The sequence below is a fragment of the Pseudarthrobacter sp. S3 genome, from assembly GCF_050156905.1.
GTDB lineage: Bacteria > Actinomycetota > Actinomycetes > Actinomycetales > Micrococcaceae > Arthrobacter.
In genome coordinates this window covers 3,270,790-3,285,755 of the sequence record NZ_CP189583.1, presented here as the reverse complement: position 1 = coordinate 3,285,755, position 14,966 = coordinate 3,270,790, and the positions used below count along the sequence as shown (strand labels likewise).

The window sequence follows — 14,966 nt, the reverse complement described above, 5'->3', positions numbered from 1 at the left end:
CCTGAGGGGTATACCTTGGGACTTATCCGGAGTCATCAGGGCAGGCATTGCGCGATGCGAGGAAGGCCATGGAACGTGCGGTGGGGGCAGATGAGGGCGTACTGGCGGGAATCGGCTCTACGCCGCTGATCGAGCTGGGCAAAGTGGTGTCGGCAGGATCGGCCAGGGTGCTCGCCAAACTTGAGTTCGCGAACCCCACCGGGAGCATGAAGGACCGGATGGCCGTGGCTGCGATTAGAGGTGCCGAAGCCCGCGGCGATATCACCCCCGGCGATACCGTCGTCGAGTACACCGCCGGGACAACTGGCATCTCGCTTGCCCTGGTTTGCGCAGCCAAGGACTACGGGCTCCACATCGTCTTTTCGGACGCGTTCAGTGACGAGAAACGCCGGACCATGGAGGCGCTGGGGGCAACGGTCGAGGACGTGCCGAGCGACCACGGACGGATCACAGAGCGGCTGATCAAGGCGATGATCGCCCGGGCGGGTGAACTGAGCGCGCAGCCAGGCCATTGGGCTTGCGACCAGCTCAACAACCGCGACGCCATGACGGGTTACCTTACGTTGGGCCAAGAAATCTGGCAACAGTCGTCCGGCCGCGTCGACGCTTTCGTCCAGTTCGTCGGAACCGCCCATTCGATCCACGGGACGGCGCGTGCCCTTCGTGCGCACCTTCCCGGGCTGCGGGTCGTCGCCGTCGAGCCCGCCGAGTCTGCCGTACTCTCCGGGGGCCCGACGGGCTCCCACCGGATCGAGGGGACCGGCATCGGCTTTATTCCCCCGCTCTGGGAGCCAGCGGAGGTGGATGCGATTGAACGGGTCTCTTACGAGGAAGCGATGGCGATGAGCCGGCGGCTCGCCCGCGAGGAAGGCATCTTCGCCGGGACCTCCTCGGGAGGAAATGTGGTTGCCGCGCTCCGCGTGGCCGAACAGCTCGGTCCAGACGCAACCGTTGTCACAGTCATGGTCGACTCCGGCTTTCGCTATCTCAGTACCGGTCTTTACGGGCAGTAGCCAAGACTGGCACCGCGACGCCGCCAGGGGAATCCCAGAGTTTCAGCGCACCCTTGTTCTGGTCCGGGCAGCTTCCTAGACTCTGGAATAGGCCGGCAGGCGGCCGATTCCGCTGATGTTCTTGAGGAGACTGCAATGGCGCTTAACTTTGGAGTACTGGCACTGGTCGAGGCCAAGCCGGGGAAGGAGCAGGACGTCTGGGACTTCCTCAGCGGAGGCCGTGACATTGTGGCCACCGAGCCGGGCACTAAGACCTGGTACGCCTTTCGCGTCGACGAAAACACCTTCGGCATCTTCGACACCTTCGAGACCGAGGAAGCGCGGCAGGAGCACCTCAACGGTGCCATCCCGGCGGCGCTCGGCGAACATGGCCCAAGCCTCTTGGCCAAGGATCCCAACATCCGGCTGATCGAGCTCATAGCCGTGAAGGAGGCCCGAACCGGAACTGAATAGAATGTGACGCCCCGTTACCTTACGTGAACTGGTGTTTCCGCTGCCGTTGTTGGTGAAACTGCGCGGCCCTACCGTTGATCCATGGCAATTCAGGATATTTACCCCACGGCACTGCGGCTGCTCGGCCGCCCCGTGCTGGTGGTGGGCGGCGGCCCCGTGGCAACCCGCCGTGCCAAGGGTCTTTTCGACGCCGGTGCGCGGGTCACCGTCGTGGCTCCCGTTGTCTCCGCCGCGCTCCGCGAACTGTCCGACGCCGGCCTCCTGGCCTGGGAGCCACGCACTTACCTTCCGTCCGACGTCGACGGCGTCTGGTTCGTCCAGACGGCCACCGGCGACCCCGCTGTGGACACCCAGGTGTCGGCCGACGCCGAGGCGCAGCGCATCTGGTGCGTCAACGCCTCCGACCACGAAGCCTCAGCCGCGTGGACGCCCGCCGTCGCTGTGGTGGATGACGTGCAGATCGCCGTGAACGCCGGGGGAGACCCGCGCCGCGCCATGGCCCTGCGTGACGCCGTCGCCACCGCCCTGGAGACCGGAGATCTCCCGCTGCGCCGCCGCCGAGCGTCTGGCGGTTCCGTGGCCCTTGTGGGTGGCGGGCCCGGCGACACGGGCCTCATCACCGTCCGCGGCCGCCGGCTCCTGGGCCAGGCCGACGTCGTCGTGGCAGACCGCCTCGGCCCGCGCGAACTGCTCAACGAACTGGCCCCCGACGTCCGCGTCATCGAGGTGGGCAAGACTCCCGGCCACCACCCCGTGCCGCAGGCCGAGATCAACCGCATCCTCGTGGACGAAGCCCTGAAAGGGCACCGAGTGGTCCGGCTCAAGGGTGGCGACCCGTACGTTCTGGGCCGCGGCGGCGAGGAAGCCGAATACTGCCGGCAGCACGGCGTTGAGGTCGAAGTGGTCTCCGGCGTCACGTCCGCGATCTCCGTTCCCGCAGCCGCCGGCATTCCCGTGACGCACCGCGGCCTGGCCAAGGGATTCAGCGTGGTCACCGGCCATGAAGAGCTGTCCGAGGTCCCCGCGCGGGCGGACCACACCATCGTTCTGCTGATGGGCGTGGCCGCACTTCGCGACTCCGCCGCCGCCCTGGCCAGCGCCGGCTTGCCTCAGGACACTCCAGTTGGCATCGTTGAGAACGGCTATCTGCCGAATCAGCGCGTAACGATCGGCACGCTCGGTTCCATCGCCGACCAGGCGGAAGCCACCGGCGTCGCAAATCCTGCCGTGATTGTGATCGGCGACGTTGTCCGCGTCAGCCCGTTCGCGCCGTCGCATTTCAGGACAGCGGACTACAGCACCACCACCCCGAACAGCCCCCGCACCACCGCAAGAGCCTTCACTATCTAGCCCCACCCACGTTCTTACCCCCTGAAGTCCATGCAGAAGATAAAGGAACACAGCCGTGTCATCAAGCACCTCCGTAGGATCAGCCGAGCGTCCGCTGCGCGTTGCCGTCGTGGGCTCCGGCCCGGCGGGCGTTTACGCCGCGGACATCCTCACCAAGAGCGAAGCCGTCAAGAGCGGCGAGCTGACCGTGAGCATCGACCTCTTTGACCGCTACCCGGCACCCTACGGCCTGATCCGCTACGGCGTTGCCCCGGACCACCCGCGCATCAAGGGCATCGTCAACGCCCTGCACAAGGTCCTGGACCGCGGCGACATCCGCTTCTTCGGCAACGTGGACTATGGCACGGACATTTCCATCGAGGATCTCCGCACGCACTACGACGCCGTCATCTTCGCCACCGGCGCCATCAAGGACGCGGACCTGAACATCCCGGGCATCGAGCTGGATGGCTCCTACGGCGGCGCAGACTTTGTCTCCTGGTACGACGGCCACCCCGACGTTTCCCGCGAATGGCCGCTGGACGCCACGGAGGTCGCGGTGATCGGCAACGGCAACGTGGCCCTGGACGTGGCCCGGATGCTGTCCAAGCACGCCGACGACCTGCTCGTCTCCGAAATCCCGGACAACGTCTACGCAGGCCTGAAGAACTCGCCCGTCACGGATGTGCACGTATTCGGCCGCCGCGGCCCGGCCCAGGTGAAGTTCACCCCGCTGGAACTGCGCGAACTCTCCCACTCCAAGGACGTGGACATCATCCTCTACGCCGAGGATTTCGAGTTCGACGAGGAATCGGACCGCCAGATCCAGAGCAACAACCAGACCAAGACCATGGTGGGCACGCTCACCAACTGGATCGCCGAGCAGCCCGAGGACCTCTCCGAGCTCACCGCCTCCCGCCGCCTGCACCTGCACTTCCTGCACAGCCCGGTGGAGATCTACGACGACGCCGCGACGCCGGGCAAGGTTGCCGGCATGAAGTTCGAGCGCACCGAGCTGGACGGCACGGGCAACGCCCGCGGCACCGGCGAGTTCGTGGACTACCCGGTCCAGGCCGTCTACCGCTCGATCGGCTACTTCGGTTCGGCGCTGCCGGAGATCGAGTTCGACCACAAGAAGGGCGTGGTACCGAACGACGGCGGCCGCGTCCTGGATGCCGCCGGCACCCACGTGCCGGGCATCTACGCCACCGGTTGGATCAAGCGCGGACCGGTAGGCCTCATCGGCCACACCAAGGGCGACGCCCTCGAGACCGTGACGTACCTGCTGGAAGACCGCGAAAACCTTCCGGTCGCCGATGTTCCCGACGCTGACGCCGTCGTCGAACTCCTCGACGCCCGCGGCGTGAAGTTCACCAGCTGGGAAGGCTGGCTGGCGCTGGACGCGCACGAGCTCGCGCTTGGTGCCGCAGCCACGGAGGCCGGCGGATCCCACGGCGTTGAGGTCAAGCGAGAGCGCATCAAGGTGGTGCCGCGTGAGGACATGGTAGCCATCTCCCGCGACGGCGTAGCCGCGAACGTCTAGTTTCTGAACATGCAAGCAGCGCGGGGCCACACCGGCCCCGCGCTGCTTCGTTTCACCGGTGAGACCTCAGCAGGCGTCCGCTTCCGAGTTGAGGTCTCGCCCCCTGGTTTCCGGCGCAAAGTACCCGGATATCCAGCCGATTGCAGCGTAGCTCATAAGGATGGCAGCTACCGGAATCCAGCCCGGGCCGGTGGCAGCCACCATAGCGGCGGCAATGATGGGGCCAAGCCCGCCGGAGAGCACCGATCCCACTTCCTTGACTGTGGTCATAAATGAGAACCTGCGCTTGGAACCAAACATTTCCACCAGCCACGTGGACTCAACGCCGTACATATTGGGAATGGGGCCGCCAATGTAGATCACGAACACCATTGCCACCATTATGGGGTTCCGGGTTTCAATGAGGAGCATGGCCGGAATGGTGAACGCAAACTGGAACGCTGAAAGCCACAACCATACTTTTCTGCGGCCGAACCTGTCCGTAAGCTTGCCTGTCAAAAGGACTGTGGCGATGCCCATGATCGAACCAAGCATGACGCCCGTGGTGACGACGTTGGCGTCCATCTTGACCACAGAAACGGTCCAGCCAATCAGGAAGCCCTTCACCAAGTAAACCGAACCGTTCTCACCCAGCTTGATGCCCAAAGACACGAGGAACGGTTTCCGGGCAGCCGCCACATCCCGCCACACGCTCTGCTGCTTTTCTTCCGCACGCAGCGCCGCCCTGCGTTCTTTGATTTTCTCGAAGACCGGGGATTCGCTGATGGAGCGCCGCAGATACAGGGCCATCAGGGTAGTGACGATGCTCAGCAGGAACGGAATGCGCCAGCCCCAGCTCAGGAACTGGTCTTTGGGCAGTTGTGAAAGCAAGAGCCACATGGAGCTGGCCAGCAGGACCCCAGTGGCAGTCCCCATGGCCACCACGGCACCGTAAAAGCCGCGGCGACTATTGGGCGCGGACTCCACCAACAGCAGCGAAGCGCCGGAGAGCTCCGCGCCCGCGCCGAACCCCTGGATCAAGCGGAGCAACACCAGCATGATCGGCGCACCGACGCCGATCTGGGCGTACGTTGGCAACAGGCCCATGCCCAGGGTGGCCACCCCCATCATGGCCAGCGTAATGATCAGGACGAACTTCCGGCCGTACCTGTCGCCCAGGTAGCCAAAGTAAATGCCACCCAGGGGCCGGACCAGGAAGCCCGAACCGTAGGCTGCAAAACTGGCCAGCAACGCCATGGCCGGGTCCGCGTTCGGAAAGAACAGCGGGCCGAAAACCACGGCGGCCGCCAGCGTGTAAAGCGTGAAATCCATGTACTCCAGCGCCGAGCCAAGCCACGAGGAGATGGATGTGCGGCGAAGTTCAGCCGGAGACACGTTCGGTTCTTGGATGGTGGTCTGCGGAGTTGAGGCCGCATCCCTTAACTGCAGGTGTTCTGTAGCCACTGAGGATCTCCTTAGCGACGAGCCCGTTAGCAGGCTCTGCCGTAACGTCATTGTTCGGATGTTGCCCGGGCGAGAGGAAATTCCACCTCGCGGGCAGTAGTAGTGTTTTGCTGTCTTGCGGTCCTGCCGCCGGGTCAGCGCCTCAGCAGGGCAACGGTCTCCGCGATGCAGGCGGGTTTGGCCGAGCCTTCAAGGTCGATCTCATGCAGGAAGACCAGCTGCCGCCCGTGTGCCGTCTCGGTCACGGATTTTAACGTGAGCCGGTCCCGGATGCGCGAATTAACCGTGGCCGGAGCCGGGAACCTGACCTTGTTCAGCCCGTAATTGATCACCATCGCCGCGCCTTGGACGCTGTACACCTGCGCCGCAAGATACGGAAGCATGGACAGGCTGAGGTAGCCATGTGCCACCGTCGCACCGAAGGGCCCGCTGGCTGCGCGCTCCGCATCAACGTGGATCCACTGATGATCCAGTGTGGCGTCCGCAAACGCCTGGATCTGTTCCTGTTGCAGCTGGTGCCAGCCGCTCACCCCGAGCTCCTGGCCCGCCGCATCCTCGAGCTCCGCGGCGTTCTCGAAAATCCTCATCTCATACCCTTTCCAGCAGCATGGCCACGCCCTGGCCAAGGCCCACGCACATCGTGGCCAGTCCCCGGGAGGCGCCTTCACGTTCCATCCGGCCCAGCAGCGTGACCACGATCCGTGATCCGGAGGAACCCAGCGGATGCCCCAAAGCGATCGCGCCGCCGTCGTTATTTACCGTTCCTGCATCCAGTCCCAGCAGACGCATGCATGCCAGCGACTGGGAGGCAAAAGCCTCGTTAAGTTCGACGGCGCCAATACCGTCAAGCGTCCACCCCGCCTTCGCCAGTGCCTTCTGCGTTGCCGGTACCGGCCCGATGCCCATCACTTCCGGGGCAACGCCGGCCACCTGGCTGGTGACTATCCTTGCCCGCGGCGTCAGCCCCCAGCGCGCAACAGCCTCGCCGCTGGCCACCACAATGGCCGAGGCGCCATCGTTGAGGGAACTCGAATTCCCGGCCGTCACAATGCCGCCAGGCTTCACAATCGGCCGCAGCGCGGAGAGGGCATCCAGGCCGGAACCGCGCCGCGGCCCCTCATCCGTATCAACCAGCGACGGCCCACCTCGGTGGCCAGGCACGGGTACGGGCACAATCTCATCCCGGAACCGGCCGGCGTCGATCGCGGCGAGCGCCCGGCCATGCGAGCGCAACGCAAAGGCGTCCGCGTCCGCCCGGGAGACGCACTCCCGTTCCGCGACTTCCTCAGCTGTTTCCGGCATGGTCATGGTGGCGTTGGGCCGCTCCTTCATCCGGGGATTGACAAATCGTGCACCGATGGAAGTATCTGCGAGTTCACCGGGTTTGGCGAACGGCTTCTCTGGTTTGGCCAGCACCCAGGGTGCCCGGGTCATGGATTCCACACCGCCGGCCACCACGATGTCTGCGTCACCGTTGCGCACAGACTGGGCGGCCATGCTGATGGCGGTCAGTCCGGAGGCGCAGAGACGATTGACGGTCACGGCGGGGACAGTGTCCGGGAATCCGGCCAGCAGCACGGCCATCCGCGCGACGTTCCTGTTGTCCTCTCCCGCCTGATTCACACAACCGAGGATGACTTCGTCGACGCACGATGCATCCAATCCGGCCCTGGCGACGGCCGCCCGAAGCACAAGGGCGGCAAGATCGTCAGGCCGGACTCCGGAGAGAACGCCTCCGTAGCGGCCGACAGGGGTGCGGGCCCCGCCGACAAGAAACGCTTCCGTCATCAGCGGGCACCGCCATTGATATACAGGGTCTGGCCCGAAACGTAAGAGGAGTCGGCGCTGGCAAAGAAGGCGACAGCGGCCGCTATCTCCTCGGGCTGGCCGACGCGTCCCAGCGGGGTCCGGGCGGCCACTGCTTCCTGGTGCTGGGCCGGGCTGCTTCCAACTCGCTCCGCTGTTGCCGCCGTCATTGACGTGTCAATGTAGCCGGGGGCCACCGCGTTGACATTGATATTGAACGGGCCCAGCTCAATGGCAAGGGTGGACGTCAGGCCCTGGATGCCGGCCTTGGCGGCGGCATAGTTTGCCTGGCCGCGGTTTCCCAAGGCGCTGCGGCTGCTCAGGGAGACGATCTTGCCGTACTTCGCTTCCACCATGTAACGCTGCGCGGCCCGGGAGCACAGGTAGGCGCTGGTCAGGTTCGTGGTGACCACCGCCTCCCATTCACTGAGGTTCATCTTGAAGAAGAGATTGTCCCGGGTGATGCCGGCATTGTTCACCAGGATGTCCAGACGGCCGAACTCGCTGTGGATTTCTTCGAAGACCCGATCGACGGCGGCTTCATCCGTTACGTCGCAGACGGCGGCAACGGCCTGGCCGCCCGCTGTCGACACGTCCTGGTGGGCCGAAATCTGTTGCGCAGTTGCCTTGGCACCCTCCGCGTTGAGGTCCAGTACCACTACGGTTGCGCCCTCGGTGGCGAGCCTCAGTGCCGTGGCGGCGCCGATTCCCTGCGCGCCGCCGGTGACAATTGCCACCCTGTTCTTGAATCTGTTCATGGCTTTTTCCTTCGGTTGCGTTTGGACCGGGTCTAGCTGAAAGCTGAGATTCCGGTGATTTCACGGCCCACCAGGAGGGACTGGATGGAATCCGTTCCCTCGTAGGTGGAGACCACTTCCATATCCGTCATATGCCGTGCCACGTGGTTTTCCAGCAGCACGCCGTTTCCGCCGAGCATGTCCCGTGCTTCGGAGCAGATCCAGCGTGCTTTCTGGGCAGTGTGCATCTTGGCAAGCGAGGCCATCGGGCCGGTCATGCGGCCGTCCTCGGCCAGCGCCGCCAACCTAAAGCAGATCAGCTGCATGGCGGTGAGTTCAGCCAGCATGTTGGCCAGCTTGTTCTGCACGAGCTGGAAACTGGCAATCGGCTTGCCGAACTGCTGGCGGGATTTTGAATACGCCACGGCCGCTTCGTACACCGCAATGGCGTGACCGAGCGATTCCCAGGAGGCCCCGCTGCGGGTGGACGTCAGCACCCGTGTCACGTCCTTGAAGGAGTGGCACTCAGTGAGCCGGTTCCGTGCGGGCACCCTGATGTTGTCCAGTGTGATGTCCGGCTGCAGGATGGCGCGCTTGCCGATCTTGCCGGTGATCACCTCGGTGCTGTACCCCGCAGGGTACGTGCCGTCGTCGTTCCTTTCCATCACAAAGGCCTTGACCTTTGAGTCGGCCTCATCCCGGGCAAAAATAATCACGACGTCGGCCATGCTGGCGTTGCCGATCCAGCGTTTGCGCCCGGAGATGATGTAGCTGTCGCCGTCCCGCCGGGCGGTCGTTTCCAGGGCTACCGAATCTGACCCGTGGTCCGGTTCAGTCAGCGCGAACGCGCCGATCTTTCCCAATGCAGCCATTTCGGGGAGCCAGCGATCCTTCTGTTCCTGGCTGCCCAGCATGTTGATGGTGCCCATGGCCAGACCGGACTGGACTCCAAGAAAGGTGTTAACTGACCCGTCGCCGCGTGAAATTTCGGTGGCCACCATACCGGCGGCGAGCCGGCTCAGCCCTGGGCAGCCGAAGCCTTGGATGGTGGACCCGATGATTCCGAGCGCCGCCAATTTGGGAATGAGTTCGAACGGAAACTCTGCCCGTTCCCAGTAGCCATTGATGACAGGCAACAGATCCTTGTCCACGAAATTCCGGACCCTGCCCCTCAGTTCGCGCTCTTCGGCGGTGAGGAACTCGTCCATCAGGTAGAAATCCGTGCCGCTTTCGGCTTGGTCGGGTGTGATCACATCTGCTCCATTGGATTGCGGGTGGAATGTTGGTGCGCTTCCGTTTGAAAGTCTTCAAGCCAACGCCGTTCTGGTTCCTCAAGCGGCCGCGGAGCACCGGCTTCCGGCGTGACCGAAACGAGTACCGTACGTCCGTCGACAGCAAGCAGGCCGTTTTGCCTGGCTTCGCAGTTGAGGGTGAATGAAGACGAACCGATCCTGGTAACCCAAAGGTCCACGGTCAGGTCCTCGCCATGGGTTACGGGCCTGCGGTAGTTCAGCTCGAGCGCTGCCACCACTGTGGGAGCGCCCGCCGGCCACGGATGCCCCGGCATGCCCGATCGCCAGCGGATCCTCGATTCCTCCAGAAGTGTGACAACCGCGGCATGGTTAACATGGCCGTTGGGATCCTGGTCGGACCAGCGCGGGGAGACCGTCGTTCGGAACGGTTCAGGCATTGGCCAGGGCCTTCTGCGACTGGAGCCAGCCGCGGACCAGTTCCGAACTGTTGTTCAGCTCCGGCGGCGCCAGCTCATAGTCAACGGGTGTGCGGCTGTACGCCACTGGATGCCGGACCGTTGGAATCTTGCGCGATCCCGTGCCCGCCAAAACCACTGGCTCCAGGCCGAGCCGCTCTGCAAATTCGATGCCCCCGCGGACATCCTGAATGGGGGCACACGGCAGACCTGCCTCGGAGAGCTGCCTGAACCACTGATCGGCAGACTGGCTGGCCAGCCGACTGTGGAGCATGTTGCGGAGCTCGTCCCGGTTGGCATTGCGCTGCAGCGTCTTGGAGAACTTCGGGTCCCTGGCCACTTCCGGCATTGCCAACGCTGCACAGAGTCTCGCGAACTGGGCGTCATTGCCGGTGGCAATGATGATCATGCCGTCGCCAGTCTGCATAGATGCGTACGGGTACATGCTGGGGTGTTCATTTCCCATCCGGGTTGGCACCACGCCGCCAGTGACGTAGGCCGCGGACTGGTTCACCATGCCGGAAAGGGCGGAGTTCAGGAGGTTCAGTTCCACCAGTTGGCCTTCGCCTGTCTGGTCCTTGTGGTGGAGGGCGCCCAAAATCCCGATAGCCGCGTGCAGGCCCGTGATGACGTCGAAGAGAGCCACTCCCGCACGAAACGGTTGAGTGTCCTGATCCCCGGTGAGACTCATCATGCCCGAGGCTGCCTGAACCAACAGGTCATAGCCGGGGATGTGGGCTCCGGCACCAGTACCGAAGCCGGTAATCGAGGTGTAGATGATCTCCGGGTTCAGCTGCGCCGCCGTGTCATAGTCCAGCCCAAGTCGTTCCATATTGCCGGGCTTGAAGTTTTCAATCATCACATCCGAGGCCCTCACCAGATCCCGTGCAATCTCAAGGTCTTTTGGATCCTTCAGGTCAAGGGCGATGGAGTGCTTGTTGCGGTTTACGGACAGGAAGAAGGTGGCTTCACCATCGCGTACCGGTGGCATGTAGGTGCGCGTGTCATCACCGTCCGGCCCCTCGACTTTGATCACGGTGGCCCCCATGTCTGCCAGGAGCATGGTGGCGTATGGGCCTGCCAGCACGCGGCTGAAATCCGCGATGACGATCCCGCTAAGCGGACCGGAACCTGAGCGGCCGAAAACCTCATCAACTCCCCGTCTGCTTCGCGGGCCGCCAAGGCCCGCGCCTTCGCGGCTCGTTGGGTCGGTGCTCGGCTGTTTCATCTGTCTCCTTCGGCGTGTGGTCTACGTCACCTACCGTCGCAGGACTATTGATCTGCGTCCAATACATATTCGGTGTCGGATTGATACCCAGGAGTCATTAGCGTCGACGGCCGGACTGTTCGGTATGTTGGGCACATGAACAATGTCGTTTGCCGGGCCCGGAGCTAGCCAGACAGTGGAATTACACCAGATCAGGGCCTTCCTGGCCGTCGCCGAAGAGCTGCACTTTGGCAGAGCCGCAGCGAAACTGCACATGGCCCAGCCACCCCTGAGTCGCGCAATCCAGCGGCTGGAGCACGAGCTCAAGGCTCCGCTTTTTGTCCGCAGCACCCGGACCGTCCACTTGACGGCAGCAGGCGAGGCGCTGCTGGCACCTGCCCGGGACGTCCTGGATGCCTGCCGCAGGTCCGCCCTGGCAGTGGCTTCCGTGGGTAAGGGGGAAACAGGACGCGTGCGGGTGGCGTTCGCAGGAGTTTCATCGCACGTTTTGGTTGGCAAACTCGCCAAGCTCGTCCGGGAGACGCATCCCGGAATCGAGTTTCAGCTCTACAGTTCAAATTTCGCTTTGCCGGCCATGGACAAGGTGATCAGCGGCGCCATGGAAGTTGGGCTCGGCCGGTGGAACTTCATTCCGGCAGCCCTCGGATCACGCATAGTGGCCAATGAACGGCTGGTCATCGCCCTGCATGAGGGCCACCCGCTGAGCCAGCGTCCATCGCTGCTGATGTCTGACCTGGAGGGACAGCCTTTTGTCACGCTGCCCCAGTATCCGGGAGCCATCCTGCACGACTTTCTGCACCGTTTGGCCAACGGCGCCGGTTACGCTCCGGCAATAGTGCAGATGGCCCCGGATTCCCAGACGCTGATGGCACTTGTGGCCGCAGAAATCGGAGTGGCGCTGACGGTTTCCTCGGTTCCGGCTAATTTCCAGTACCCAGGGGTGGTGTTTCTGCCGCTCGACGACCCCGTAGAACCCATTCAGCTGAGGCTGATCTGGCGAAAAGACAACAACAGCCCCGCGCTGCGCGAAGTGCTCAGGCTGTCAGAAGAAGTGCTGCCGACACCTGGGTCTTCACCCGATTCATGACTTCGCGGTATCGGTTGATGTCCCATTAAGTATTGGATCTGCCGTAATTCGACTGGCACAGTAGTGAGCACTCGCTGGCTACCCGGAGTCGACCGGGTGGCCGCCCCCATCCCAGGAGAATTCTGTGACCACAGCTGCGACCGCGATGCTGAACGACGACGTCCTCAACCTGGACAGCTTGCTGACCACTGACGAGCTGGCACTCCGCCGCAAAGTCCGCGGTTTTGTGGCAGAGCGCATCAGACCCAACATCAACGCCTGGTACGAAGACGCCCATTTTCCGCTGGACCTTGTACCTGAGCTGGGAGAGCTCGGCGTCCTGGGCATGCATCTGAAAGGGTACGGCTGTCCCGGCCGGACCGCCGTCGAATACGGCCTCGCCGCGATGGAGCTGGAAGCTGGCGATTCCGGTCTGCGAACCTTCGTCAGCGTCCAGGGCTCCCTGGCCATGACCGCCATCCACAAGTGGGGATCCGAGGAACAGAAGAACGAGAACCTGCCGCCGATGGCGCGCGGTGAACTGATCGGCTGCTTCGGACTTACCGAACCCACTGCGGGTTCGGATCCTTCCAGCATGGCTACCGTGGCCAGGCCGGACGGTCACGGCGGATGGATCATCAATGGTGCAAAGCGCTGGATTGGCCTCGCGTCCGTGGCTCAGATTGCTGTCATCTGGGCTAATACCGAAGACGGGATCCGCGGGTTCATCGTACCCACGGACACTCCCGGGTTTACCGTCACCGCCATCGGATCGAAGCTCTCCATGCGGGCCTCGATCCAATGCGACATCACCCTCGAGGACGTCCGGTTGCCGGGAACGGCAATACTGCCGGGAGCCAATGGACTCAGGGGGCCTTTTTCCTGCCTCAACGAGGCGCGCTACGGAATAATCTGGGGCGCCATGGGTGCTGCCCGCGATGCCTACGAAGTCGCATTGGGCTACTCGAAGGAGCGAATGCAGTTCGGCAAACCGCTGGCCGGCTACCAACTTACGCAGGAGAAGCTGGTGAACATGCTGTTGGAAATCCAGAAGGGCACGCTGCTGGCCATTCACACCGGCCGGCTGAAGGATGCGGGCGCACTGGAACCGGTCCAGGTCTCCGTGGGGAAGTTGAACAACGTCCGCGAAGCCATTGCCATCTGCCGGGAGGCCCGGACCATTCTTGGCGGCAATGGCATCACCCTGGACTATTCACCGCTGCGGCATGCCAATAATCTCGAATCCGTCCGCACCTACGAGGGAACAGACGAAGTGCACACCCTGATCCTTGGAAACCACATCACGGGTGTGTCAGCGTTCCGCTAGAAGAATGCGGCGCTACCCCGGCTCAGCTCCCGCCCCACCGGCCGCCAGGAGTTCCAGCCGGCTGAGGGTTTCGCGGTTCCGGGCGCCAATCAGTGCGTCGCGCAGCACTTTGGGGACAACCTTGCCCGGTCCACGGATGGCGTCCTCGGCGATGGAAACCCGGCATTGTGTGCCCAGATCCTCCAGTGTGATCACCACTTTGGCTTCACCCAGAGGCCAGCCACGCGCCACGAGTTCCAGGAAGCGGCCGGGTTCGACGGCGGCCACGCTGGTGCTGTCATTGATCACCAGTGGCCAGGGGCCCACGGAGTGGTGCAGCCGGGAGCCGGTCCCGGGCCACTGCGCGTCGACGGCCCGGATGCGGGAGGCGCCCACCACCCAGCCGGAGTAGAGCCAGCCGTCGGCGATCACTTTCCAGACGTCGACGGCCGGGGAGTTGAACAGTTGGCTCACGGTTGACATTGGCTTCCCTTCCCTTGGTGGCTACATCCTGCCAAACCGGGCCCGGACCAGCGCGAACAGGCCATAGCAGATAAAACCCACCCCGATCGCGACAAGCAGGTACGGGCCGAACGGATGGTCTCGGAGCGCCTTGAGGCTTCCGTCCAGCCCGGTGGATTCCTCGGGACTCTGCTTCCCCGCGGCGATCACAAACAGCAGTCCGGCCAGGTTCAGCGCGATTCCCTTAGCCACGTGCCCGGTGACGCCCAAGGAATCGATGAGCTTGCCGCGGCGGGTGCCCTCGAACCGGAAGAGTTCCTCCTTGAATCCGCGCCGCAGTCCCTTCACCACAAAGTAGACGCCGACGCCCATGGTGGTCAGGCCTACCGCCACCAGCGCAGGCAGCCCGAACTGCGTGTTCAGGAGGGCCGTGCTGAAATCGCGTGTGGTGTCTCCGGAATCTCCGCGCAGGCCCACGGCAAACCCGGCGAAGCTGACGCCCACACTTCCGTAAGCTACGGCCAAAAAGCCGGAGGAGATCAGCTTTCCGAGCCGCTTCGCTCGGGGAAGACGCCGCGAACGGAGGGTGGCCTCACTGAGTTGCCACAAAGCCAGGCCGGTGCACGCCACGACGCAGGACCACAGCACGGCCGGTCCCCAGGGGTTGGCGCCCAGCTGCTCGATGGCACCCGTGGCTTCAGCCTGCCCCGGCTGGCCGAAGGCCAGGGCGATGGCAATCGCACCAACGATGATGTGAAGCAGGGCCATCACGGCAAAACCCGAGCGCGCCACAACGTCCAGCGCCTTGGTGTCGGACGCCTCCTCGACGGCGTCTGCCGCCTCGCTGATGCTGGATTCCCCGTCTGCCATGA

At 63.8% G+C, this 14,966-nt stretch carries 15 protein-coding genes; 6 read left to right on the top strand and 9 right to left on the bottom strand.

Annotated elements, in window-relative coordinates:
- The first annotated feature begins 68 nt into the window (after positions 1–68).
- From ACQCSV_RS15785 to ACQCSV_RS15770, 4 genes are all read left to right on the top strand, one after another.
- Positions 69–1,013, top strand: coding sequence for a PLP-dependent cysteine synthase family protein (locus tag ACQCSV_RS15785; protein ID WP_426938760.1), 945 nt, complete (start codon positions 69–71; stop codon positions 1,011–1,013).
- A gap of 135 nt (positions 1,014–1,148) precedes the next feature.
- On the top strand, positions 1,149–1,466 hold the full coding sequence (locus ACQCSV_RS15780) for a putative quinol monooxygenase (protein ID WP_426938759.1): 318 nt from the start codon (positions 1,149–1,151) through the stop codon (positions 1,464–1,466).
- 81 nt (positions 1,467–1,547) lie between these two features.
- On the top strand, positions 1,548–2,816 hold the full coding sequence (cobA, locus tag ACQCSV_RS15775) for a uroporphyrinogen-III C-methyltransferase (RefSeq protein ID WP_426938758.1): 1,269 nt from the start codon (positions 1,548–1,550) through the stop codon (positions 2,814–2,816).
- A 55-nt stretch (positions 2,817–2,871) separates the two neighbouring features.
- Complete coding sequence (locus ACQCSV_RS15770; RefSeq protein ID WP_426938757.1) at positions 2,872–4,338, top strand: FAD-dependent oxidoreductase; 1,467 nt, start codon at positions 2,872–2,874, stop codon at positions 4,336–4,338.
- Positions 4,339–4,404: 66 nt separating this feature from the next.
- Here ACQCSV_RS15770 and ACQCSV_RS15765 read toward each other — a convergent pair whose 3' ends face one another.
- The 7 genes from ACQCSV_RS15765 to ACQCSV_RS15735 form a co-directional block, all read right to left on the bottom strand.
- Positions 4,405–5,781 carry an MFS transporter gene (locus ACQCSV_RS15765; RefSeq protein ID WP_426938756.1) on the bottom strand — a complete coding sequence of 459 codons (1,377 nt, stop codon included), beginning with the start codon at positions 5,779–5,781 and terminating at the stop codon, positions 4,405–4,407.
- Positions 5,782–5,915: 134 nt separating this feature from the next.
- Positions 5,916–6,368 carry a MaoC family dehydratase gene (locus tag ACQCSV_RS15760; RefSeq protein ID WP_426938755.1) on the bottom strand — a complete coding sequence of 151 codons (453 nt, stop codon included), beginning with the start codon at positions 6,366–6,368 and terminating at the stop codon, positions 5,916–5,918.
- A 1-nt stretch (position 6,369) separates the two neighbouring features.
- Complete coding sequence (locus ACQCSV_RS15755) at positions 6,370–7,569, bottom strand: thiolase family protein (protein ID WP_426938754.1); 1,200 nt, start codon at positions 7,567–7,569, stop codon at positions 6,370–6,372.
- Positions 7,569–8,345 carry a 3-oxoacyl-ACP reductase FabG gene (gene fabG, locus ACQCSV_RS15750; protein WP_426938753.1) on the bottom strand — a complete coding sequence of 259 codons (777 nt, stop codon included), beginning with the start codon at positions 8,343–8,345 and terminating at the stop codon, positions 7,569–7,571. Before fabG ends, ACQCSV_RS15755 begins: the two co-directional genes overlap by 1 nt.
- Before the next feature lie 32 nt (positions 8,346–8,377).
- Complete coding sequence (locus ACQCSV_RS15745) at positions 8,378–9,532, bottom strand: acyl-CoA dehydrogenase family protein (protein ID WP_426939575.1); 1,155 nt, start codon at positions 9,530–9,532, stop codon at positions 8,378–8,380.
- 41 nt (positions 9,533–9,573) lie between these two features.
- Positions 9,574–10,014, bottom strand: coding sequence for an acyl-CoA thioesterase (locus ACQCSV_RS15740; protein WP_426938752.1), 441 nt, complete (start codon positions 10,012–10,014; stop codon positions 9,574–9,576).
- Positions 10,007–11,260 (bottom strand): CaiB/BaiF CoA transferase family protein, encoded by a 1,254-nt coding sequence (locus tag ACQCSV_RS15735; RefSeq protein WP_426938751.1) that lies wholly within the window; start codon positions 11,258–11,260, stop codon positions 10,007–10,009. Before ACQCSV_RS15735 ends, ACQCSV_RS15740 begins: the two co-directional genes overlap by 8 nt.
- Before the next feature lie 175 nt (positions 11,261–11,435).
- Between ACQCSV_RS15735 and ACQCSV_RS15730 the strand changes: the two genes are divergently transcribed.
- Together ACQCSV_RS15730 and ACQCSV_RS15725 are read left to right on the top strand one after the other, a co-directional pair.
- Positions 11,436–12,347 (top strand): LysR substrate-binding domain-containing protein, encoded by a 912-nt coding sequence (locus ACQCSV_RS15730; RefSeq protein WP_426938750.1) that lies wholly within the window; start codon positions 11,436–11,438, stop codon positions 12,345–12,347.
- A gap of 145 nt (positions 12,348–12,492) precedes the next feature.
- Positions 12,493–13,653, top strand: a complete 1,161-nt coding sequence (locus tag ACQCSV_RS15725) for an acyl-CoA dehydrogenase family protein (protein WP_426939574.1) — start codon at positions 12,493–12,495, stop codon at positions 13,651–13,653.
- A 12-nt stretch (positions 13,654–13,665) separates the two neighbouring features.
- Here the strand turns inward: ACQCSV_RS15725 and ACQCSV_RS15720 are convergent, their stop codons facing one another.
- Both ACQCSV_RS15720 and ACQCSV_RS15715 read right to left on the bottom strand, forming a co-directional pair.
- Positions 13,666–14,115, bottom strand: coding sequence for an SRPBCC family protein (locus tag ACQCSV_RS15720; protein WP_426938749.1), 450 nt, complete (start codon positions 14,113–14,115; stop codon positions 13,666–13,668).
- Between the two features lie 21 nt (positions 14,116–14,136).
- Positions 14,137–14,964 (bottom strand): DUF1206 domain-containing protein, encoded by an 828-nt coding sequence (locus tag ACQCSV_RS15715; RefSeq protein WP_426938748.1) that lies wholly within the window; start codon positions 14,962–14,964, stop codon positions 14,137–14,139.
- Between the last annotated feature and the right edge of the window lie 2 nt (positions 14,965–14,966).

Coding starts and splice junctions, on each gene's coding strand:
- ACQCSV_RS15785 (WP_426938760.1), top strand. CDS start 69: ATGGAACGTGCGGTGGGGGCAGATGAGGGCGTACTGGCGGGAATCGGC.
- ACQCSV_RS15780 (WP_426938759.1), top strand. CDS start 1,149: ATGGCGCTTAACTTTGGAGTACTGGCACTGGTCGAGGCCAAGCCGGGG.
- cobA (WP_426938758.1), top strand. CDS start 1,548: ATGGCAATTCAGGATATTTACCCCACGGCACTGCGGCTGCTCGGCCGC.
- ACQCSV_RS15760 (WP_426938755.1), bottom strand. CDS start 6,368: ATGAGGATTTTCGAGAACGCCGCGGAGCTCGAGGATGCGGCGGGCCAG.
- ACQCSV_RS15755 (WP_426938754.1), bottom strand. CDS start 7,569: ATGACGGAAGCGTTTCTTGTCGGCGGGGCCCGCACCCCTGTCGGCCGC.
- fabG (WP_426938753.1), bottom strand. CDS start 8,345: ATGAACAGATTCAAGAACAGGGTGGCAATTGTCACCGGCGGCGCGCAG.
- ACQCSV_RS15745 (WP_426939575.1), bottom strand. CDS start 9,532: ATGGACGAGTTCCTCACCGCCGAAGAGCGCGAACTGAGGGGCAGGGTC.
- ACQCSV_RS15740 (WP_426938752.1), bottom strand. CDS start 10,014: ATGCCTGAACCGTTCCGAACGACGGTCTCCCCGCGCTGGTCCGACCAG.
- ACQCSV_RS15735 (WP_426938751.1), bottom strand. CDS start 11,260: ATGAAACAGCCGAGCACCGACCCAACGAGCCGCGAAGGCGCGGGCCTT.
- ACQCSV_RS15725 (WP_426939574.1), top strand. CDS start 12,493: ATGCTGAACGACGACGTCCTCAACCTGGACAGCTTGCTGACCACTGAC.
- ACQCSV_RS15720 (WP_426938749.1), bottom strand. CDS start 14,115: ATGTCAACCGTGAGCCAACTGTTCAACTCCCCGGCCGTCGACGTCTGG.
- ACQCSV_RS15715 (WP_426938748.1), bottom strand. CDS start 14,964: ATGGCAGACGGGGAATCCAGCATCAGCGAGGCGGCAGACGCCGTCGAG.